Here is a 19,225-nt window from a genome sequence, read left to right as displayed (position 1 = left end):
ATGTCCATCGACTTCGAAATTCCGCCGGAGGCCAAGGCCATCCGCGAGAAGGTCCGCCAGTGGGTCAACGACGAGTGCAGGCCGGCTGAAAAAGCCCTGCTGGCGGGGGGCGACTACAAGACCATCCTCGGCGAGCTGCGGACCAAGGCCCGGGCCCAGGGCCTGTGGTGCCCGTTCATCCCCAAGGAACACGGCGGCATGGGCCTCGGCCCGCTGGCCAACGCCCTGGTGCAGATGGAGCTCGGCGAGAGCTATCTGGGCGCCCTGTCGATGAACACCCAAGGTCCTGACGACGCGACCATGATGACGCTGCTGGCGCACGGCACCGAGTACCAGAAGGAAAAGTTCCTCAAACCGCTGCTGAATGGCGAGAAGCGCATCTGCTACTCGATGACCGAGAAGGCCGCCGGCGCCGACGCCACGGGCATGCAGACGCGCGCGGTCAAGGACGGCAACGAGAACTACATCCTCAACGGCGAGAAGTGGTTCTCGTCGGCGGCCAGCGTCGCCGACATCGCCCTGGTGATGGCCAAGACCGATCCGGACGCCCCGCGGCACCAGCAGTTCTCGACCTTCATCGTCGAGCTGCCCAACCCCGGCTACCGCATCGTGCGCGACATCGGCACCATGGCCGCCGAGGGTCCGCTCTCCCATGTGCTAGGCGGCGGCCACTCCGAGATCGAGATCAAGGATCTGGTCGTGCCGGCCGAGAACCTGCTCGGCGGCGAGGGCAACGGCTTCAATATGGGCCAGCATCGCCTGGCCTATGGCCGCCTGCGCCACGGCATGCACAACGTCTCGATGGCCCAGCGGGCGCTCGATCTGGCGGTGGCCCACGTCACCAGCCGCGAGACCTTCGGCAAGAAGCTCAGCGAGCGCCAGGGCGTCCAGTTCATGCTCGCCGACTGCGCGCAGGACATCTACATCGCCCGGCTGATGCTGCTGCACATCGCCTACAAGGCGGAAAAGGGCCTGGACCTGCGCCAGGAGAACGGCATCGCCAAGGTCTATCTGGCCAACATGGTCCATCGGGTGGTCGACACGGCGATCCAGCTCCATGGCGCCCTCGGCTATTCGACCGACACGCCGCTGGCCCGCTGGTACACCCACATCCGCAGCCAGCGACTGGTCGACGGCCCGGACGAGGTCCACCGCTGGACCACCGGCCGCAACATCATCAAGGCGTTCCAGGCCACCGGCACCACCGCCGGCGCCTGCGGCGGGGATCTGCTCTAGGGCTGCGAGGGCAGGGCCTGGACCCGCCGGACGATCTCGTCCGCCGCCCGGTTCAGGCCCGGTCCGTCCAGGCTCTCCAGCGCGATGACCGCCGTCGCCTCGCGACCGTCCTTGCGGCGGCCGCGCTGGTAGGCGGGGTCGTAGTGCAGTTCCATCAGCGCCTCGGCCAGGGCCGCGTAGTCGCCGGCCGCGAGCAGCGCGCGCCAGCCCTCCAGCCGCTTCTGGCTGGGATGCACGGGCAGGCGAGCCAGCACGGCTTCGATCAGGTCGTGATTGGCGACAATGTCGCTGTAGGCCCGCACCAGATAGCGGGCCCGTTCGTCGCGCGGGGCGGCCACCTCGATGCGCGGCGCCGCCAGCATCCGCGCCCACAGAGCCGGCGGGACCATCAGGTCGCCGATGCGGCTCGACTCAGCCTCGACGACGGTCAGGCGCGTCGGATCGAGCGCCTCCATGGCCTGCAGCAGGTTCGACTCGAAGCCCTTCTGGTTGGGCTGCGGCTTGCCGGGGAGCCCGCCGAACAGCGAGCCGCGATGGCCGGCCACGCCTTCCAGGTCGAGGGTCTGCACGCCGCGCGCTGCCAGGGCGGTGAGAATCTCCGTCTTGCCGGTGCCGGTGTCGCCATCGAGCAGCACCAGATTCAGAGACCACGCCTCGTCATAAAGCCTCGCCTGAACATGCCGACGGTAGGTCTTGTAGCCGCCCTGCAGCAGGCTGGTCCGCCAGCCGACCTTCGCGAGGATGGTCGCCATCGAGTCCGACCGCGAACCGCCCCGCCAGCAGTAGACCAGCGGCGCAAAAGACTGCGGCCGGTCCGCCAGTTCGTTTTCCAGATAGCGGGCGATGTTGCGGGCGACGTGAGCCGCGCCGATGCGGTTGGCCTTCAGCCGCGACTCCTGGACGTAGATCGTACCGACCTCGGCCCGCTCGGCGTCATTCAGGACCGGAAGGTTGATGGCGCCAGGCAGATGGTCGAGCGCGAACTCGCCGGGGCTGCGGACGTCGATGATCGTCTCGAAGCGCGCAAGCGCGGTCGAGTCGGCGGTCTGCAGCAGCTGGATGCGCGACATGAAGGTCCTGTTCCGGCCTGTCTCCCCTACGCTGTAGGGGACTTCGCGCCCGTCGTTCAATATGAAGCGACGATCCTCAAGGAGCTATCCCGTGTCCGACCCCGTGCGACTGACCTCCCTGGCCCACGGCGGCGGCTGCGGCTGCAAACTGGCGCCGGCCGTCCTGCGCGAGATTCTCGCCAAAACCCCGGCAGCGGCGGTGTTCCCCGACCTGATGGTCGGAACCGAGACCTCGGACGACGCGGCGGTCTGGCGGCTGAATGACCAGCAGGCGCTGGTGGCCACGACGGACTTCTTCATGCCGGTTGTCGACGACCCATTCGATTTCGGCCGCATCGCCGCGACCAACGCCCTGTCCGACGTCTACGCCATGGGGGCGACGCCGATCTTCGCCCTGGCGCTTGTCGGCATGCCGGTCGACCGGCTGCCGGTCGAGACGATCCAGCAGATCCTCGCCGGCGGCGCCTCGGTCTGCGCGGCTGCGGGCGTGCCGATCGCCGGCGGTCATTCGATCGACAGCGTCGAGCCGATCTACGGTCTCGTGGCGCTGGGCCTAGTCCATCCGGACAAGGTCCTGACCAATCGCGGCGCGCGGGCCGGCGATGTGCTGATCCTGACCAAGGCGCTGGGGGTCGGCATTCTCAGCGCGGCCTTCAAGCAGGAGAAGATGCCGGAGGGCGGCTACGCGGCGATGATCGCCTCGACGACGCAGTTGAACACCGTCGGCGCGGGTCTCGGCGATGTGCCGGGCGTGCACGCGGTGACCGACGTGACCGGCTTCGGCCTGCTCGGGCATCTCCTGGAGATGTGCCGGGGCGCCGGTCTGACGGCGGAGGTCGATGCGGATGCGCCGGCCCTGCTGACCGGCGTCGAGGCCCTCGCCAGCGGCGGCATCCGCACCGGCGCCTCGACGCGCAACTGGGCCAGCTATGGCGAGGCCGTGCGCCTGCCGGACGGCTTCGCCGACTGGCGCCGGGACATCCTCTGTGATCCCCAGACGAGCGGCGGCCTGCTGATCGCGGTGGCGCCGGATCAGGCCGATGCGGTGCTCCGCCATGTGACGGCCGCCGGGTTCGCGGCCTCGCGGCGTGTTGGCCGACTGATCGACGGCGTGGCGGAAGTCCGGGTTCTGGCGGACTGATTTTCCCCTCTTTCGGAGGATGTCCGGGCCCCAGGATCGATCGACAATCGGTCGACCAGAGGAGGGCTCCCTGATGCACACCATCTTTCGCGCGGCCGCGGTCGTCACGTTCGCCGGACTGCTCACCGGCTGCGCCAGCCTGATCACCGGCGGCCCGTTGATCCGACCCGGCGAGCCGGTCGGCGCGATCGCCGTGATCAACCGAACCAGCCACCCCATCGGCGTCGTCGCCATTTCGGCCTGCAGCGCCGCCAGCTACGGGCTGAACCGCCTGCCGGACGGCGTCTCGATCCCGTCGGGCCGCAGCTACCAGTTCCAGGTCTCGGCGGGCTGCTGGGATGTCGACGCCGGGGCGTTCGGCGTCGGCGAGGCGCGTCAGCGGCTGACGGTCTCCGCCGGACGGGTGACCGGCTACACGGTGACGGACTAGAGCCAGAGCGGGCGGCTTGCGCGCGGCTGCGGGCGGGATAAGGTCCCCGCCTTTCCCTCGTCTTAGCGAGTATCCGCCATGGCCGTCGATCGTCGCCAACTCCTGCTGAGAGCCGCCGCCGCCGGCGCCGCCGTCTCCGCGCCCGACCTGACCTGGGCGGCTTCCGCCGGCCCGGTCGCCAACCCTCAACTGGCGGCCCTGCTCGATACCTTCGTGCAGGAGATGCTGGTCGACTCGCCCGAGACGGCGACGTCGCTCGGCCTCGACAACGGCGCCAACGCGGGCCTGAAGAGCAAGCTCAGCGGCGCGTCCGCCGCCGACCGCGGGGCGCAGGTCGCCGCCTATGAGGGCCGCCGCAAGCGCCTGCGGGCGATCGATCGCGCCTCGCTGACGCCCTCGGACGTGACCATCTTTGACACCGTCGACTATTCCCAGGGGATGGGTATCCAGGGCGGACAGTTCAGCTACGGCCTCGACTACGCCAATCCCTATATCGTCAGTCAGCAGAATGGCGCGGCCCTGAACACGCCGGAGTTCCTCAACTCCCAACACCTGATCGCCGTGAAGGCCGACGCCGACGCCTATGTCTCGCGCCTGGAAGCCCTTGCGACCGTCATCGACGAGGAAACCGGCCGCATCCAGGCCGACGCAGCCGCCGGCATATCGCCGCCCGACTTCATCCTCGGCAACGCGCTCGGCCAGCTCCGGGGCATGCGCGCGGTCGCCGCCGGCGATACGCGTCTGGTCGGATCGCTGGTCGAACGGACCGCGGCCAAGGGCATTGCCGGCGACTACGCGAAGTCGGCGACCGCCATCGTGCAGACCAGCATCTATCCGGCGCTCGACCGCCAGATCGCGGCGCTCGCGGCCCTGCAGGCCGGCGCAAGTCCCGACGGGGGCGTCTGGCGTCTTCCGGACGGAGAAGCCTATTACGCCTGGGCGCTGCGTCAGGGCACAACGACCGAACGCACCGCCGACGACATCCACCAGATGGGCCTCGACCAGGGCGCGGCCATCGACGCCCAGATGGATGCGGTGCTCCAGGCGCAGGGCTTCACCCAGGGCACGGTCGGGGAGCGCATGGGCGCCCTGACCCGCGATCCGCGGTTCCTCTATCCCAATACCGAAGCCGGCAAGGCCGAGCTGATCGCCTACCTGAACGGCCGCATCGCCGCGATCCGGCCGATGATGGCGAAGCTGTCGAAACTGGGCCTCAAGGCCGAGGTCGAGGTTCGCCCGGTGCCGAAGGAGATCGAGGCCGGCGCGGCGCTCGGCTACATGAACTTCGCCTCCCTCGATGGGTCGCGGCCGGCGATCTACTATGTGAACCTGCAGGATACGGGGAACTGGCCGCGCTACACCCTGTGCAGCCTGACCATGCACGAGGCGATTCCGGGCCACGCCTGGCAGGGCGCCTTCCTGGCCGAGCGTGGGGACCGGGTTCCGTCGATCGCGGCGCTGATGGGCTTCAACGCCTTCGTCGAGGGCTGGGCGCTCTATGCTGAACAGATGGCTGACGAAGTCGGCATGTATGCGGACGATCCGATGGGTCGCCTGGGCTATCTGCAGGCGCAGCGCTTCCGGGCCGCACGGCTGGTGGTCGACACCGGGCTGCATCACAAACGCTGGAGTCGCGCCCAGGCCATCACCTGGATGACGGGCGCCACGGGTCGTTCAACCGGCGCCATCACAAGCGAAGTCGATCGCTATTGCGCCAGTCCCGGCCAGGCCTGCGGCTACAAGGTCGGTCACACGGAAATCGTGCGCCTGCGTGAAACGGCGAAGACGGCGCTGGGCCCGAAGTTCGACATCCGCGACTTCAACGACGCGGTGGTCGGCACCGGCGGTGTGCCGATCAGCGTGCTGACCTCGGTGATCGACCGGTACGTCGAAGGGCAGCAAGCCCGCCGCAAGGGCTGGTTCCACTGGCCCCTCTAGACGGTCTGCCGCGTCAACGGTTCGTCGGTCGGCTCACGCTGCTTCGGACGAACCGTTGCACCGACTTGTGCGGTGACTTGTCCAGTTCGGACGCGGAGCCGCGCCAGACCACCTTGCCCTGATCGAGCATGGCGATTTCATCGGCGATGATCCGGGCCGAGACCAGATCGTGGGTGATCGACAGGGCCGTGCAGCCCAGCCGCTTTACCTGGTCGACGATCAGCAGATTGATGGTCTCGGCCGTCATAGGGTCAAGACCGGTGGTGGGTTCGTCGAAGAACAGGATCTTCGGGCGCCCGACGATAGCGCGCGCCAGACCAACCCGCTTCTGCATCCCGCCAGACAGCTCCGAGGGATAGAGGTCGGCGACCGCGGACTCGAGCCGCACCTGGTCCAGCGCTTCGAGCGCGGCCCTGCGCGCGGCCTTGCGGCCCCGGCCGTCGGCATTGATCAGGCGAAACGCAACATTTTCCCAGACCGTCAGGCTGTCAAACAGGGCCGCGCCCTGAAACAGGACGCCGGCGTTGCGGTAGAGCTTCTGCTGCTGGCGACCCAGGCCTCCCGGCAGCCGCTTGCCTTCAAAGTGCACCTGACCCGCGTCCGGCCGCATCAGGCCCAGCGCCAGCTTCAGCGTCACGGACTTGCCCTGGCCTGACCCGCCGATGATCACCAGCGATCGACCGGCGTCGACGGCCAGGTCGAGCCCGTCCAGAACGGCCTTGCCGCCAAAGCGCTTGCTGACCGCGCGCCACTCGAGGATCGGCGTCGGCCCGGCCATCAGCGCGTGAACAGCGTTGTGAGGGCGTAGTCGGTCGCGAAGATCAGCACGCCGGACCAGACCATGGCCTGGGTGGCTGCCCGGCCCACGCCACGGGCGCCGCCGGTCGCGCGATAGCCGTGGTAGCAGCCCATCAGCGTCACGATGAAGCCGAACACGGCGGCCTTGATCAGGCCGGATTCGACATCCCACGCCTCGACGAAGTCGACCGTCGCGCGCGCATAGATCGACGGGTTGAAGTCCAGTGTCAGGACCGAAACCAGCCAGCCGCCGGCGATGCCGATGATGTCCGCCACGCCGGTCAGAAGCGGGAGGGTCAGAACTCCGGCCAGCAGGCGAGGGGCGACGAGGTAGCGGAACGGGTCGGTCGAGAGGGTCCGCATGGCGTCCAGTTGCTCGGTCGCCCGCATGGCGCCGATCTCGGCGGCGATGGTCGCGGCGACGCGGCCGGCCAGCATCAGGGCGGCCAGCACGGGCGCCAGCTCCCGGGTGATCCCCAGGGCGACGATCTGCGGCACGATCTGTTCGGCGTTGAACCGGCCCCCGCCGGTGAAGATGTTGAGGGCCAGCGCCGCGCCGGTGAAGACGGCCGTCAGTCCGATCACCGGCAGCGACATGAAGCCGATGGCCACGCACTGGCGCAGGAGTTGCCCCCCGTACCAGGGCAGCGAGACGCAGGCGGCGAGCCCGCGCAGCGCGAACAGCGTCACCGCGCCGACCAGTCGCGTCACGGCCAGGACCAGATGGCCCACGGCCGTCACCGGCGACAGCAGGGTCAGGCGCGCGGCGACCGCCACGTTACTGCGGATCCGCGGGCGCGGGAGGCGCTGGCTTGATCACCTGGCCGATCAGGCCGAACAGGTCGACCGCCCCCTGGGTGTTCTGGATCTCGCCACCGGGCTTGAGCATGTCCTCGGCGGCGCCCGGCTCGATCGACACATGCGCCCCGCCCAGCAGGCCGTCGCTGGTGATCTTCGCCGTCGAGTCCGTCGGCAGGGCGACGCCGGCGTCGATGGTCAGCTGCGTCGTCGCGAAATAGGTTTTCGCGTCCAGCGACAGCCGGTCGACCTGACCCACGCGCACCCCGGCCACCCGAACATCGTCGCCTTCCTTGAGGCCGCCGACCTGGCCGAACCGGGCCTTGACCGCATAGCCGCCCGTCTGCCCGCCGACGTCGCCGGTCAGCATCAGATAGCCCAGGAAGAGCCCGGCCCCGATCAGGACAAGTGCGCCAACGACCGTCTCGGCCCAGTTCTCACGCATCGGTCAGGGTCTCCTCGGCGAGCGGGTCATCAGCGGCGGGCGCCATCGGCTTCGAGCTGTGCGATCAGGGCGTCCACGTTCCCGCCGGCGTTGTCGATGGTCGAAACGAAGTCCTGCTGCAGCGTGATCGCCAGCCACACGCCACGCGTCTGGACATCGACCGCCTTGTAGGTTCCCGGTCCGCCGAGGATGCGCCAGGCGACGGGGAGCGGGCCGGACTTTGGGTCGCCGCTGACGATGGTGTTGACGACCGTGTCGCCCGGGCCGCGCACGACTGAACCGGTCACCTGCAACTGATTGCCCTTGAACGCAGCCAGATGGGTCTGGAACAGCCGCTGGGCGTAACCCTTGAACACGGTGTTGAAGCGCTGACGCTGCGCCGGCGTGGCGATCCGGGCATATCGTCCCAGAACGAAGCCGGTGATGCGCTGGAAGTCGGCCAGCTGTTCGATCATCTGGCGGAAAGCCGCGTCCCGTGCGGCGGGAGTCAGGGACCGATTGGTCACGACGGAGAGGACCTTCTGGCCTTCCGTCTGGACAAAGGCTTCGGCCGCGGCGTCGCGGGCCACACGGGCGCTTGCGACGGCCGGCGCGAACAGGCCAGCGGCAAGGGCGGCGATCGCAGCGCGCCGGTTCAGGTCGGGAAAGGTCATGGTTTGGCGGGCGCTGGTTCTGGCGGTGGTCCGGGTGCGGGTTCCGACTCAGGCTCGGAAGACTCGAACTCGGGCAAGGCCTCCTCCGCGCCGGTGGCTTCGCGGACCATGGCCTCGCGGTTCTGGAGATAGCTTGACCGGACCGTCGCGTAAGGGTCGGTCGACTCCTCCATCACGGTCCTGAGCGTCTCGTCATTGTCGGCGCGGGCGTTGATCGCGCGCACGGCGCCCCGGCCGACGGCGAAGTCCGTGGCGGGTCCGCCGGTGGCATGGCTGACCGGGTCGCCGAGCAGGGACACGATGGAACCCACCCCGTCGCGGACCGTCGTCGGGCCGATGACAGGCAGATAAAGGTAGGGGCCCGACCCCACGCCATAGCGCCCCAAGGTCTGACCGAAGTCGGCCGGCTGCCGCTCGAGGCCGCTCTTTCCGGCGACGTCAAACAGGCCCAGCAGTCCGACCGTTGAATTGGCCAGGAAGCGCCCCGTCGCCCGGGTCGCGACCTTGGGACGGCCCTGCAGCACGGCGTTGACCACCGTCGCGGGCTCCCGGAGATTGGCCACCGCGTTGCCCAGGCCGCGCCGCAGAGGGCCCGGCACGATCCGCCGATATCCCCGGGCGACCGGTCCGATCAGAATCCGGTCCAGCGCGGCGTTAAGTCTGAAGTTGCGGCGATTGAAGCTGCGCAGCGGGTCCGACTGGGTCGGCACGCCACCCGCCAGCGGCAGGCTCTCGGGATCACCTGAATGGCTGACGCCGGGGGCCGCGGCGATCAGGATGGAGGAGGCCAACGCGACGGCGCCGATCAGCAGGGTACGCACAGCTGATCGCCGTCCCGACGCTGACGTCCGATCCCCGCTGTTGAGTCGCTCCACTGACATCGTGTGTCGTATCTCGCCTGTCCCCCCTCCACCCGTAAAGCGACGTGGCAGGGAGGCAAACCGATTCAACCGTAATCATAGAAAACGCTATCCCTGATTCGGGGGGATGGTGATGTTGCGCTTTTTACGCTGCGCCGACCGCCGCGACGGTCTCAGCCGCCGGCGAGCTTCTGGCGGGCCCTGGCCAGGAGCGCCTGAGCCTCCGCCCGGCGACCGCGATCCGCGACCTCCCGACCGGGACGGGCCGGCGCGGCGATCGACTTTTCAAGCGCTTTCACGGCGCCCGCATACTGGCCCTGCCGGACCAGGTAGTCGGCATAGAAGAAGTTGGTGTCGATGCCGTTCGGATTGGCCGCGAGGCCCTTCAACAGATAGGCGCGGGCCTTGGCCGGATCGCCGAAGCCGACAGGGAAGCCCGGCACCTGGGCATAGAGAGAGCCCAGGCTGGAATAGACCGAGCCGTCCCCGAGCGCGGCGGGATTGATGTGTTCCGCCCGTTCAAGCAGCGCCCTGGCTTCCTTGGCAAGGGCCAGACCGCCCAGGCCGCCCTTGGCGCCGGCCTCTGTGGCCAGAGCGATGGCTTCCCAGACGAGGGGTTCGGCGCGCGCCGGAAACTGGTGGGCCAGGGCGTCGGCCTGGGCCGCCACCCTCGCCGCCGCCGCGGCCTGGGCCGGCTTGTCCCGGACCTCGAAGTTGGCGTGATCCCAGGCGTGGGCGAGGCCGTCGATGCGGGCGTCGAAAGCGGCGTCGCGCGCGAACGCGGGTGCGGCGGCGGTCAGGCCGAGCGTCAGGGCCATCAGGAGGGGGGCGAGTTTCATGGGCGTGTCCTTGGGGTCAGCGGGCGAACATCGCCACGGCCTTGCGGTCGTTGGCGGACAGGGCGCGGTCAACGAGGCCCGGCAGCAGGGCGTTGATGCGAACGAACAGGCTTTCTGGGAAGCCGAAGTAGACGTCCCGGCGCCGGTCGCGGACCGCCGCGACGATGCGGCGGGCGATCGTCCTGGGCTCGTCCATGTTCATGTGCGTGAGTTTCGCGAACTCCATGACCGCCGGGGTGTTGAGCGGCGTGCGGACCGCGCGCGGCGCGACGTAGGTCACGTCGACGCCGGTCCCCGAGAGCTCGCGACGCAGGGCCTGGCTGAAGCCGCGCAGGCCGGCCTTGGCGCTGGAATAGCTGACGAAATGGGCGAAGTTGATCGAGCCGAAGATGGAACCGATGTTGACGATCTGGCCCTGACCCCGGGCCTTCATGCCCGGCAGGACAGCCTGGGTCAGCCGGACCGGCGCGACCAGGTTGACCATGTAGCTGGTCACCAGATGCTCCGGGGACTGCCGTTCGAACGGTCCGAAATGCTGGATGCCGGCGAGGTTGATGAGAATGTCCCAGTGACGCCGGCCGATGTCTGCCGCCGCCGCCTCGAGACCGGCCGCTGAACCGAGGTCGTGCTTCAAGGTCTGGCCGGCGACATCGGAGTCGATCCGGTCCAGCACCGTGACCCGCGCCCCCTCGGCGGCCAGCTGACGGCAGATCAGCGCGCCCAGGCCGCCGGAGCCGCCGGTGATCAGGATGTCCTTGTCCTTAAACGACATGAGCGGCCTCGCGATTGTGGGGGATGGCGGCGAACACGCCCGCGAACAGGTTGAACACACCGCCGGCGACTTCGATGATCGCGGCCTGGTCGGCGGGGTCGTCGACCTCGCCCATCAGGTTCTGGAAGAAGACAAGGTGGTCCTGATCGAGGGCGCCGTGCGAGGTCAGATAGCTGAAGCACTGCGGACCGAGGCCCAGGTTCTTGGCCACCGCCTCGGCGCCCTGGGTCGCCAGCCGGACGCTGGTCCCCTCGAGCACCAGCACCATGCCGAAGAAGCCCATCGGATTGACCCGGCGGATGTAGTCGTAGGCGTAGTCGACCATCGCCTGGGTCGCGGGGCGCGGCGTGCCGTTGCGGACAGCCTCCGGATCGCCGCCGCAGTTGCGGATGTCGTTGAGGATCCATTCCTCATGGCCCGTCTCCTCTGCGATGTACTCGTCGAGGGCGTCGCGGAAGCGCTGGTGGGCGTCGTCCAGTCCGGCCTTGGCCGCCTGCATCAGCGGCACGGTGTGCTTCACGTGGTGATAGGCCTCGGTCAGATAGGCGATGTAGGTCTCAAGCGAGATCGCGCCGGTCAGGCCGTCCTGGATCTGCGGCACGGAGGCCAGGGTCTGCTGGCCGGGGGCGGTTTCGGTGATCAGTCGCTGGAAGAAGGTCACGGCCGGGTCTCCTGTTCGGTGGCTTCGATGAAGGGGCGATGGTTGGCGAGGATCGCGGCCCGGCGCGGACGGCCGTTGCCGGTCAGTTCCCCGGCGTCGGAGTCGAACGGCGGCCGGACCATCCAGCGGGCGATCCGCGCGTAGGCCGGCAGGTTGGCGTTGGCCCGCTCGACGGCGCGGGCGAGGGTCGCCGCGTCGAGGTCGGGCATCAGGGGCACGATCAGGGCGCCGAGTTCCGGCTGGGCTTCGCCGAAGACGATGGCCTGGCGAATCTCGGGCTGGGCCAGCAGCTCGCTCTCGACCCATTCGGGCGCGATGTTGCGGCCGTAGGCGTTGATGATCGTATTGCCGCGCCGACCGGCGATGGACAGGAAGCCGTCCGCGTCCTGAGCGCCGATGTCGCCGGTGGCGACCACGCCCGCATTGAGCGCTCCGCCAGCGTAGCCAAGGAACGGACGGGGGCCGACAAGGATCTCGCCATCAGCCGACAGGGTCACCTTCAGGTGCGGCAGTGGTTTGCCGACCGTGCCTGCGCGATGGGCGCCGGGCGTGTTCAACGCGACCACCGAGGCGCATTCACTCAGGCCGTAACCTTCGTAGACCGGCAGGCCGAGCGAGGCGGCCTGGTCGAGCAGCCTGGGTGAGACCTTGGCGCCGCCCACGGCGACCAGACTCAGGTCCGGGAACCGCGCGCCGGCGAATGACATGACCATCAACAGCGCCCGCAGAAGCTCGGGCACGAGGATCAGGCTGGTGGCCTTCTCGCCGGCGATGGCGGCCGCGAGTTTGGCGAGGTCCGGCCGGAACGGATTGTCCAGGCCGAGGTCTGCGGCGGGCAGAACGTGATAGCGACCGCCGGCAAGAAGGGTCGTGTAGAGGCCGGCGACATTCTCGAGCAGGATCGACAGCGGCAGCAGCGGCAGGTGCTTGCCGGCGTAGTCCGCGCCGATCACCTCGACCAGCGAGGCGGAGACCGCCTCCATCTGGTCCTGCGACAGGCAGACGCCTTTGGGCCGGCCGGTCGACCCGGAGGTATAGGTGATCTTCGCCGTCCCGGCTGGCAGGACAGCCGTGGTCGGGGCCAGCAGTCTGACGCCCAGTCGAAGACCGGCCGCCTCGATCGAGGCGTCATCTTCCCCCTGTGCAATGAGCAGGGCGGCGCCGGCGTCCGCCAGCACGTGATTGCGCTGGTCCAGGGTGAAGAAAGCGGGGATGGGGAGGCTCGGCACGCCCAGACTGACGAGCGCCAGATCGAGCACGACCCAGGCCGGGCTGTTGTCCAGGATGATCGCGACAGGCGCGCCGGGACGTGTCCGCGCGACGAGCCGCGCCAGTTGCAGGGCGGTCGCTTCAACGGCCTGCGCCAGTTCGGCGTAGGTGAAAGCCTGATCCGCGTCGCTCAGCGCGATGGCGGCAGGCGAGGCGGCGGCGTGGCGCGCCAGGGCGTCCAGAACGCGGCTCACTGGACCACGCTCCCCGGCAGGGCCGGATGCAGGCGGGGGGTGACGTCGGTGTCGAGAATCGGATCGGCGAGCAGCAGGCTGGCGAGCGCGGGCAGGGCGGGTGCGATCGCGCCGACCAGCACTTCCGGGTCGCGGGCGTAGTAGGCGCCCCAGTCCGCGCCGCCATCCGGCAGGCGCTCCGGCTGCGCGCGGGTGAGGCCCTTTGTGGCGAAGCCGACGCGGGCGAAGCTGCGGCGGAGTTGCTTCGTGGCGGTCGCCACCGCGTGGGTGCAGCCCTGCCGGTCGAGATGGGCGGCGAGGGCAAGGAACAGGAACAGCGAGGCGCCGGGGCTTTCGGACGCCAGATTGCCGATCTCGGCGATCTGGTTGCGCCGAGGGCGATCGTCGAGGCTTGCGGCGACGGCGACCTCCACCGGGCCATCCAGATAGTGCTCGAGATACAGCGGTGCGTCGGCGGCGAAGCGGAAGCCGGCGGCGGCGTGGATCACGCCGTCGTTGTCCTGCACGCTGATCAGGGTCGGGAAGTGGCTGCGGATGTGGCCGTCGAAGGCCTTTGCGTAGGCCGCTTCCAGGTAGGCTTCCACCCGCAGGCGGTCGGGGCGGCCGCTGTGGTGAATGCTGATCCGGCCCGGCTCCACGGCCGTGAACCGGCGAACGCGATCGGCGTCGAACCGAAGACTTCCCCGGACGGCGCCGTCATCGACCATCATCACTTCCAGCAAGGCTCGTCTCCGTTCTTGCATCGCGCCCAGACACCCTCTGTCCGGAATGACGACGTCGTCGGAGAAGCCCCTCACAGGAATCGACATTGGCGATTGCGCGGGCGGTCGGCATGAGGGAAATCGGGTCGCGCCCTGATCACTGAAGGGCTAGGCGGCAATCCGGCCGCGGGAGGTCTCGTCCCGCCTTGGACGACAGCGACAGCCATCCCCTGATCGCCGTCTATCTGGCGCGCCGCGTCGAGCTGGTGCGCTATTTCCGCATCCGCTTGCGCTCGGAAGCCGCCGCCGAGGATCTGGTCCAGGACATCTATGTGAAGATTGCCGGCCTGCCATCGGAGGACATCGGCAATCCGGCCGCCTACCTCTACCGGCTTGGCACCAACCTGATGCTCGATCGCATCAAGCAGCAGTCGCGATCGGCTCGCCGCGACGCCGACTGGCGCGACAGCGAGACCGTCACCGCCAGTGGCGAGGACATCGCCCAGGCCCCGCCCGCGGACGAGGCGCTCGCCGCCCGCCAGCGCCTCGACCAGATCATCGCGACGGTCAGCGACCTGCCGCCGCAGGTGAAGGAGGCCTTCCGTCTGCACAAGCTGGAGGGGCTCACGCACGCCGAGACCGCCAAGGCGATGGGCATCTCCCGATCGAGCGTGGAGAAGCACATCATGGCCAGCCTGAAGCGCATTCTCGCGAAGGTTGGACGATGAGCCGCAGCGGCCCCGAAAAGAAATATTGGAGGCGCCTGGCGGTTTGTGGCGTCATTTGGGCAGAACCCCCCAGCGGGTCTTACAGGAGTCACCCTCCGCGATGAGCGGTCAGTCCATCCCGCCCGACGACCCGGCCCTGCGCGAGGAAGCGCTCGCCTGGCTTGTGCGCGTCCAGTCCGATGCGGCGACGGAGGCCGACTGGTCCGCGCTGGCCGACTGGCTCGACGAGTCCGACGAGCGTCTGGTGATGTTCGAGGCCGTCGAACGGCTGACCGCGTCAATCGAGGAGGACGCCCAGGCCATCGTCCATGGCCTCAAGGACGCGGCCGGCGTGGTCATTCCGTTCCGGCCGCGCCCGTCCTTCCTGCCGTCCCGCCCGGTCTGGGGCGCGCTGATCGCCGCTTGTCTCGTCCTTCTGGCCGGTCCCGTGGTCTGGCAAGCCTCGTTGGGCACGCCTGAAATCTACAGAACGAACCCCGGCCAGACTCGTGAGATCACCCTCTCCGACGGCACCTACATCCACCTTGGGGCCGACTCCGAGCTGACCGCCCGCATCGGCTGGCGCGCGCGACGGGTGAAGATGGCCACCGCGGAGGCGAGCTTTGACGTCGCCCACGATGCGGAGAAGCCGTTCCTGATCTCGGTCGGCGACCAGCAGGTCAAGGTCGTCGGCACCGAGTTCAACATCCGCCACCTCGACGATCAGGTGGTGGTCACCGTGCGGCGGGGCGTGGTCGAAGTGCGTCAGCCGGACCTGGGCGCCGCGCCGGTCGCCCGCCTGACGGTCGGCGACCAGCTCACCCATCGTGTCGGCGCGGCGACCTCCCGCCAGGCCCGGGTGAACCCTGCGGTCGCCTTCGCCTGGACCGAAGGCCGGCTGATCTGCGAGGACCAGCGCCTCTCGGAAATCGTCGCCGATCTTAACCGACGCTACGGCGCGCGGATCGAGGTTTCGGACGTGGCCGGCCGCAAGCGGTTTTCCGGCGTCCTGACCCTTGATGATCAGGATCAAGTCGTTCGCCGGCTGGCGGACTACCTTTCGCTCACTGTCGAGCGTAGGGGAGAGGCTGTTCTCCTGCGCTGAACCGCGAGACGCCGGACTTGCCTGACGCCTTCCGCCCTCGCTGGGCGCCCCTTCTTGGCCTGATCGTGGCCCTGGCGAGCGTCGGCGCGGCCAAGGCTGCTTCGCCGACGCCTGTCTTCAATATTCCGGCCGGGAGCCTGGGCGCCGAACTGGTCGATTTCGCGGTCCAGGCGGACATCTCGATCAGCACCCGTGACATCGCCGCCTGCCGGCAAAACGGGCGCGCACTGGTCGGCCGCTACAGCCTCAGGGACGGCCTGACGCGAATTCTCGCGGGCAGCGGCTGCGGGTTCCGGTTCCTCGACGCCCGGGCGGTCGAGGTCATGCCGTTGCCTCACGCACGGCCCGACCGGCCGCCCGGCCCGCCGGCGGCGCCACCGACCTCAATCTCGACAGATCTGGAAGCGGTCGTCGTGGTCGCCACGCGTCGGCCGGTCGCTGTTGACCGGCTGGCCTATCCCGTCACGGCGCTGGGCGCGGAGACCCTGTCCGGCCAGGGAGTCGGGGACGCCGCCGACATCGCCCGGCTGACGCCGTCCATGACTGTCACCAACCTCGGGCCGGGGCGGAACAAGATCCTGCTGCGCGGCCTGTCGGACGGCCCCCTGACCGGCCGCACCCAGTCGATGGTCGGCATCTATGTCGACGACGTGCGCATCACCTACAACGCGCCCGACCCCGATCTGCGTCTGACCGACATGGATCAGGTGGTGGTGCTGCGCGGTCCGCAGGGCGCGCTATACGGAGCCGGGTCGCTCGGCGGCGTGCTGCATCTGGTCACGGCCAAACCCGACACGACCGGGTTCTACGGATGGGTCGGGGCGAGCCTCGCGGCGACCGTTGGCGGCGACCCGTCCGGCACGCTGGAAGGCATGATCAACCTGCCCCTGTTCGACGGCCGCGCCGCCGTCCGCGCGGTGGGCTGGCGGGAGCAGACCGGCGGCTACATTGACGATGCGGGTCTGGGACTGACCAACGTCAACCGGACGACCCGCTTCGGCGGTCGACTGGCCGCGTCGCTGGCGATCGGAGACCGCTGGACGCTGACGGCAGGCCTGATTGGTCAGGCGATCGACTCCGCGGACACCCAGTACAGCCTGAAGACGGAGGCGCCCTACACCCGCCGCAACAGTCTGCGCGAGCCGCATGACAACGACTTCGCCGAGGCCAACCTGGGTCTGACCGGCGACCTCGGCTGGGCGCGGCTGCGCTGGTCGACGGCCTTCGTCGAGCACACGCTGGACAGTCGCTACGACGCCACCGCCGCGCCGCCGGTCGCGATGCCGGCCGGCCCGGCCGCGTTCGACGACGCCAACGACATCAGCAGCCTCATCACGGAAGCGACCCTGATGTCGCCCGACGACGCGAGGACCACCTGGCTGGTCGGTCTGTTCTATGCCCACACCCGGCAGGACATCGGCTTGACCCTGGAGCGACCGGGACCCGGATCGCTGGTCGGGTTCAGCGAGGACCGCCACGACCGTCTCGAAGAAGCGGCGCTGTTCGGGGAGGCGACGTTTCCGGTCGCTGACCGGCTGACGCTGACCCTCGGAGGGCGGTTGTTCAGCGTGTCCGAAACCGTATCCAGCCAGATCGAGGCGCCTCTGGCGGGGACTGGGTCGACCTATGACGGGACTGACGGTCGGAGCGGGTTCGCGCCGAAGGTGCTGCTGGCCTGGCATAGGTCGCCGACCACGCTGCTCTACATCGAGGTAGCCGAGGGCTACCGGGTGGGGGGGCTGAACACCACCGGCGCACCGGGCCAGACGTTCGGGACCGCCGGCGGCGCCCAGCCCCGTCGCCGCTACCAGGGCGACGAACTCATCAGCCTTGAGTCCGGCGGCCGCATCCGGCTGCTCGACGGTCGCCTGCAGCTGCGCATGGCGGCCTTCGAAGCGTTCTGGCAGAACATCCAGAGCGACCAGTTGCTGCCCAACGGCCTGCCGTTCACGGCCAATATCGGGGACGGGATCAACCGCGGGGTTGAGGTCGAAGGCGTCTATCGCGCGGGCGCGCTGGTGCTGACGGGCAATCTGCTGCTCAACGCGCCGGAACTGGAGCAGGCCAACGCCGCGTTTTCCGCCCATGGCGACCTGGCGCTGGCGGCGGTGCCCGACCTGACCGGCGGCGTCTCGGCGCACTACGCCTGGTCCTTGTCGCGAAACCGGCTATTCGCGCTCGATGGCCGCCTCGCCTATGTGGGCAAGTCTGCGCTGACCTTTGACGCGGCGACATCGCGGACGATGGGCGACTATGTCGACGGCCGCGTCGCCGGCAGCCTTGTCACGGACCGCTGGACGGCGACCCTGGCGGTGACCAATCCCGCGAACAGTCGCGGAGACACCTTTGCCTATGGCAATCCCTTCACCTTGCGACTCGCGCCGCAACAGACGCCACAACGTCCGGTGACCGTGGAGCTGACCCTCAGGTCCACGTTCTAGATCGGCGACCTCGTGGGCAAAAGCCGGACCCCACCTCGCCAAAGGCCCGGCGCATGCTAGTCTCGGACGAACAGTTTCGGAGCGGTCCGGTGCAGGCCGCCCATCGAGGGAGGATGCATGAAGGGCCCGGCTATTTTTCTGGCGCAGTTCGCTGGCGACGAGCCACCCTTCAACAGTCTGGAGGCCATCGCGCGCTGGGCCGGCGATCTCGGCTACAAGGGCGTGCAGATCCCGACCTGGGACCGGCGGCTGTTTGATCTGAAGCTGGCGGCCGAGAGCGATACCTACTGCGACGAGGTGAAGGGCGTTCTGGCGGCGGCGGGACTCGAGGTCTCAGAGCTGTCGACCCACACCCAGGGCCAGATGGTCGCGGTGCACCCGGCCTATGACGAGATGTTCGACGGTTCCGCGCCGGCCCGGGTACGCGGCAACCCGAAGGCGCGTCAGGAATGGGCGGTCGAACAGGTGCTGCTCGGCGCCAAGGCTTCGCGGCGGATGGGTCTGCCTGCCCACGTCACCTTCTCTGGCTCGCTGGCCTGGCCCTATCTCTATCCCTATCCGCAGCGCCCGGCCGGGCTGATCGAGGAAGCCTTCGACGAACTGGCCCGGCGCTGGCGACCGATTCTCGACGCCTTCGACGAGGTCGGCGTCGACCTCTGCTACGAGATCCATCCCAGCGAGGATTTGTTCGACGGCACGACCGTGGAGATGTTCTGGGACCGGGTGGATCACCATCCCCGCGCCTGCCTGCTCTACGATCCCAGCCACTTCCTGCTGCAGCAGCTCGACTATCTCGAGTACATCGACCTCTACCACGAGCGGATCCGGATGTTTCACGTCAAGGACGCCGAGTTCCGGCCGACCGGGCGGCAGGGGGTCTACAGCGGCTATGCGCCGTGGAAGGAGCGGGCCGGTCGGTTCCGCTCGCTCGGCGACGGCCAGATCGACTTCAAGGCCATCTTTTCCAAGTTCGCCCAGTACGGCTACCAGGGCTGGGCGGTGCTTGAGTGGGAGTGTGCGCTCAAGGACCCCATCCAGGGGGCGCGCGAAGGCGCGACCTTCATCCGCGACCACATCATCCAGGTGACGGGCAAGAGCTTCGACGACTTCCTGGCCACCGACGTGGACGCGGCGGCCAACCGCAGACTGCTGGGCCTTGATCGCTAG

At 68.9% G+C, this 19,225-nt stretch carries 19 protein-coding genes; 8 read left to right on the top strand and 11 right to left on the bottom strand.

Annotation, left to right across the window (positions count from 1 at the left end):
* Positions 1–1,236: an acyl-CoA dehydrogenase family protein gene (locus ACODSL_RS04365; protein ID WP_488899408.1), complete on the top strand. Its 1,236-nt coding sequence runs from the start codon at positions 1–3 to the stop codon at positions 1,234–1,236.
* On the opposite strand, the gene mnmH is transcribed toward ACODSL_RS04365, so the two are convergent.
* Complete coding sequence (gene mnmH / locus ACODSL_RS04360; protein WP_488899407.1) at positions 1,233–2,306, bottom strand: tRNA 2-selenouridine(34) synthase MnmH; 1,074 nt, start codon at positions 2,304–2,306, stop codon at positions 1,233–1,235. The two genes, ACODSL_RS04365 and mnmH, sit on opposite strands and share 4 nt — an antisense overlap.
* A gap of 91 nt (positions 2,307–2,397) precedes the next feature.
* On the opposite strand from mnmH, the gene selD reads away from it, so the two are divergent.
* The 3 genes from selD to ACODSL_RS04345 all read left to right on the top strand — a co-directional run bounded on the left by selD (position 2,398) and on the right by ACODSL_RS04345 (position 5,815).
* Entirely contained in the window at positions 2,398–3,447 is a 1,050-nt protein-coding gene (gene selD / locus ACODSL_RS04355; RefSeq protein ID WP_488899406.1) for a selenide, water dikinase SelD, read from the top strand.
* 73 nt (positions 3,448–3,520) lie between these two features.
* On the top strand, positions 3,521–3,877 hold the full coding sequence (locus tag ACODSL_RS04350) for a hypothetical protein (protein WP_488899405.1): 357 nt from the start codon (positions 3,521–3,523) through the stop codon (positions 3,875–3,877).
* 78 nt (positions 3,878–3,955) lie between these two features.
* A complete protein-coding gene (locus ACODSL_RS04345) occupies positions 3,956–5,815 on the top strand; it encodes a DUF885 domain-containing protein (protein WP_488899404.1) in 1,860 nt (619 codons plus the stop codon).
* 13 nt (positions 5,816–5,828) lie between these two features.
* Here the strand turns inward: ACODSL_RS04345 and ACODSL_RS04340 are convergent, their stop codons facing one another.
* The 10 genes from ACODSL_RS04340 to ACODSL_RS04295 all read right to left on the bottom strand — a co-directional run bounded on the left by ACODSL_RS04340 (position 5,829) and on the right by ACODSL_RS04295 (position 13,817).
* Positions 5,829–6,593 (bottom strand): ABC transporter ATP-binding protein, encoded by a 765-nt coding sequence (locus ACODSL_RS04340; protein ID WP_488899403.1) that lies wholly within the window; start codon positions 6,591–6,593, stop codon positions 5,829–5,831.
* Positions 6,593–7,390: an MlaE family ABC transporter permease gene (locus ACODSL_RS04335; RefSeq protein ID WP_488899402.1), complete on the bottom strand. Its 798-nt coding sequence runs from the start codon at positions 7,388–7,390 to the stop codon at positions 6,593–6,595. Before ACODSL_RS04335 ends, ACODSL_RS04340 begins: the two co-directional genes overlap by 1 nt.
* Position 7,391: 1 nt before the next feature.
* Positions 7,392–7,856 (bottom strand): outer membrane lipid asymmetry maintenance protein MlaD, encoded by a 465-nt coding sequence (gene mlaD / locus ACODSL_RS04330; RefSeq protein ID WP_488899401.1) that lies wholly within the window; start codon positions 7,854–7,856, stop codon positions 7,392–7,394.
* Positions 7,857–7,885: 29 nt separating this feature from the next.
* The gene (locus ACODSL_RS04325; protein ID WP_488899400.1) at positions 7,886–8,509 is read right to left on the bottom strand and encodes an MlaC/ttg2D family ABC transporter substrate-binding protein; all 624 of its coding nucleotides are present in this window, start codon (positions 8,507–8,509) and stop codon (positions 7,886–7,888) included.
* Positions 8,506–9,330: an MlaA family lipoprotein gene (locus tag ACODSL_RS04320; protein ID WP_488899399.1), complete on the bottom strand. Its 825-nt coding sequence runs from the start codon at positions 9,328–9,330 to the stop codon at positions 8,506–8,508. Before ACODSL_RS04320 ends, ACODSL_RS04325 begins: the two co-directional genes overlap by 4 nt.
* Positions 9,331–9,542: 212 nt before the next feature.
* Complete coding sequence (locus ACODSL_RS04315; RefSeq protein WP_488899398.1) at positions 9,543–10,208, bottom strand: tetratricopeptide repeat protein; 666 nt, start codon at positions 10,206–10,208, stop codon at positions 9,543–9,545.
* A gap of 16 nt (positions 10,209–10,224) precedes the next feature.
* Positions 10,225–10,980 (bottom strand): SDR family oxidoreductase, encoded by a 756-nt coding sequence (locus ACODSL_RS04310; RefSeq protein ID WP_488899397.1) that lies wholly within the window; start codon positions 10,978–10,980, stop codon positions 10,225–10,227.
* Positions 10,970–11,641, bottom strand: coding sequence for an iron-containing redox enzyme family protein (locus ACODSL_RS04305; protein ID WP_488899396.1), 672 nt, complete (start codon positions 11,639–11,641; stop codon positions 10,970–10,972). Before ACODSL_RS04305 ends, ACODSL_RS04310 begins: the two co-directional genes overlap by 11 nt.
* Complete coding sequence (locus ACODSL_RS04300; RefSeq protein ID WP_488899395.1) at positions 11,638–13,104, bottom strand: AMP-binding protein; 1,467 nt, start codon at positions 13,102–13,104, stop codon at positions 11,638–11,640. The genes ACODSL_RS04305 and ACODSL_RS04300 overlap by 4 nt, the downstream gene beginning before the upstream one ends.
* Entirely contained in the window at positions 13,101–13,817 is a 717-nt protein-coding gene (locus ACODSL_RS04295; protein WP_488899730.1) for a thermostable hemolysin, read from the bottom strand. Before ACODSL_RS04295 ends, ACODSL_RS04300 begins: the two co-directional genes overlap by 4 nt.
* Positions 13,818–14,011: 194 nt before the next feature.
* Between ACODSL_RS04295 and ACODSL_RS04290 the strand changes: the two genes are divergently transcribed.
* The 4 genes from ACODSL_RS04290 to ACODSL_RS04275 all read left to right on the top strand — a co-directional run bounded on the left by ACODSL_RS04290 (position 14,012) and on the right by ACODSL_RS04275 (position 19,225).
* Positions 14,012–14,533, top strand: coding sequence for an RNA polymerase sigma factor (locus ACODSL_RS04290; protein ID WP_488899394.1), 522 nt, complete (start codon positions 14,012–14,014; stop codon positions 14,531–14,533).
* A gap of 100 nt (positions 14,534–14,633) precedes the next feature.
* A complete protein-coding gene (locus ACODSL_RS04285; RefSeq protein ID WP_488899393.1) occupies positions 14,634–15,617 on the top strand; it encodes a FecR family protein in 984 nt (327 codons plus the stop codon).
* A 17-nt stretch (positions 15,618–15,634) separates the two neighbouring features.
* Positions 15,635–18,058 (top strand): TonB-dependent receptor, encoded by a 2,424-nt coding sequence (locus ACODSL_RS04280; protein ID WP_488899392.1) that lies wholly within the window; start codon positions 15,635–15,637, stop codon positions 18,056–18,058.
* 117 nt (positions 18,059–18,175) lie between these two features.
* Positions 18,176–19,225: a sugar phosphate isomerase/epimerase family protein gene (locus ACODSL_RS04275; RefSeq protein ID WP_488899391.1), complete on the top strand. Its 1,050-nt coding sequence runs from the start codon at positions 18,176–18,178 to the stop codon at positions 19,223–19,225.

The sequence above is a fragment of the Caulobacter sp. FG121 genome, from assembly GCF_057809815.1.
The sequence above is the reverse complement of the archived record's forward strand: the minus strand, read 5'-3'. Positions and strand labels throughout refer to the sequence as shown.

Excerpts from the sequence above, each read along its gene's own strand:
- ACODSL_RS04275 (WP_488899391.1), top strand. The coding sequence starts at position 18,176 with ATGAAGGGCCCGGCTATTTTTCTGGCGCAGTTCGCTGGCGACGAGCCA.
- ACODSL_RS04365 (WP_488899408.1), top strand. The coding sequence starts at position 1 with ATGTCCATCGACTTCGAAATTCCGCCGGAGGCCAAGGCCATCCGCGAG.
- ACODSL_RS04325 (WP_488899400.1), bottom strand. The coding sequence starts at position 8,509 with ATGACCTTTCCCGACCTGAACCGGCGCGCTGCGATCGCCGCCCTTGCC.
- mnmH (WP_488899407.1), bottom strand. The coding sequence starts at position 2,306 with ATGTCGCGCATCCAGCTGCTGCAGACCGCCGACTCGACCGCGCTTGCG.
- mlaD (WP_488899401.1), bottom strand. The coding sequence starts at position 7,856 with ATGCGTGAGAACTGGGCCGAGACGGTCGTTGGCGCACTTGTCCTGATC.
- ACODSL_RS04285 (WP_488899393.1), top strand. The coding sequence starts at position 14,634 with ATGAGCGGTCAGTCCATCCCGCCCGACGACCCGGCCCTGCGCGAGGAA.
- ACODSL_RS04340 (WP_488899403.1), bottom strand. The coding sequence starts at position 6,593 with ATGGCCGGGCCGACGCCGATCCTCGAGTGGCGCGCGGTCAGCAAGCGC.
- ACODSL_RS04345 (WP_488899404.1), top strand. The coding sequence starts at position 3,956 with ATGGCCGTCGATCGTCGCCAACTCCTGCTGAGAGCCGCCGCCGCCGGC.
- ACODSL_RS04315 (WP_488899398.1), bottom strand. The coding sequence starts at position 10,208 with ATGAAACTCGCCCCCCTCCTGATGGCCCTGACGCTCGGCCTGACCGCC.
- ACODSL_RS04350 (WP_488899405.1), top strand. The coding sequence starts at position 3,521 with ATGCACACCATCTTTCGCGCGGCCGCGGTCGTCACGTTCGCCGGACTG.
- ACODSL_RS04310 (WP_488899397.1), bottom strand. The coding sequence starts at position 10,980 with ATGTCGTTTAAGGACAAGGACATCCTGATCACCGGCGGCTCCGGCGGC.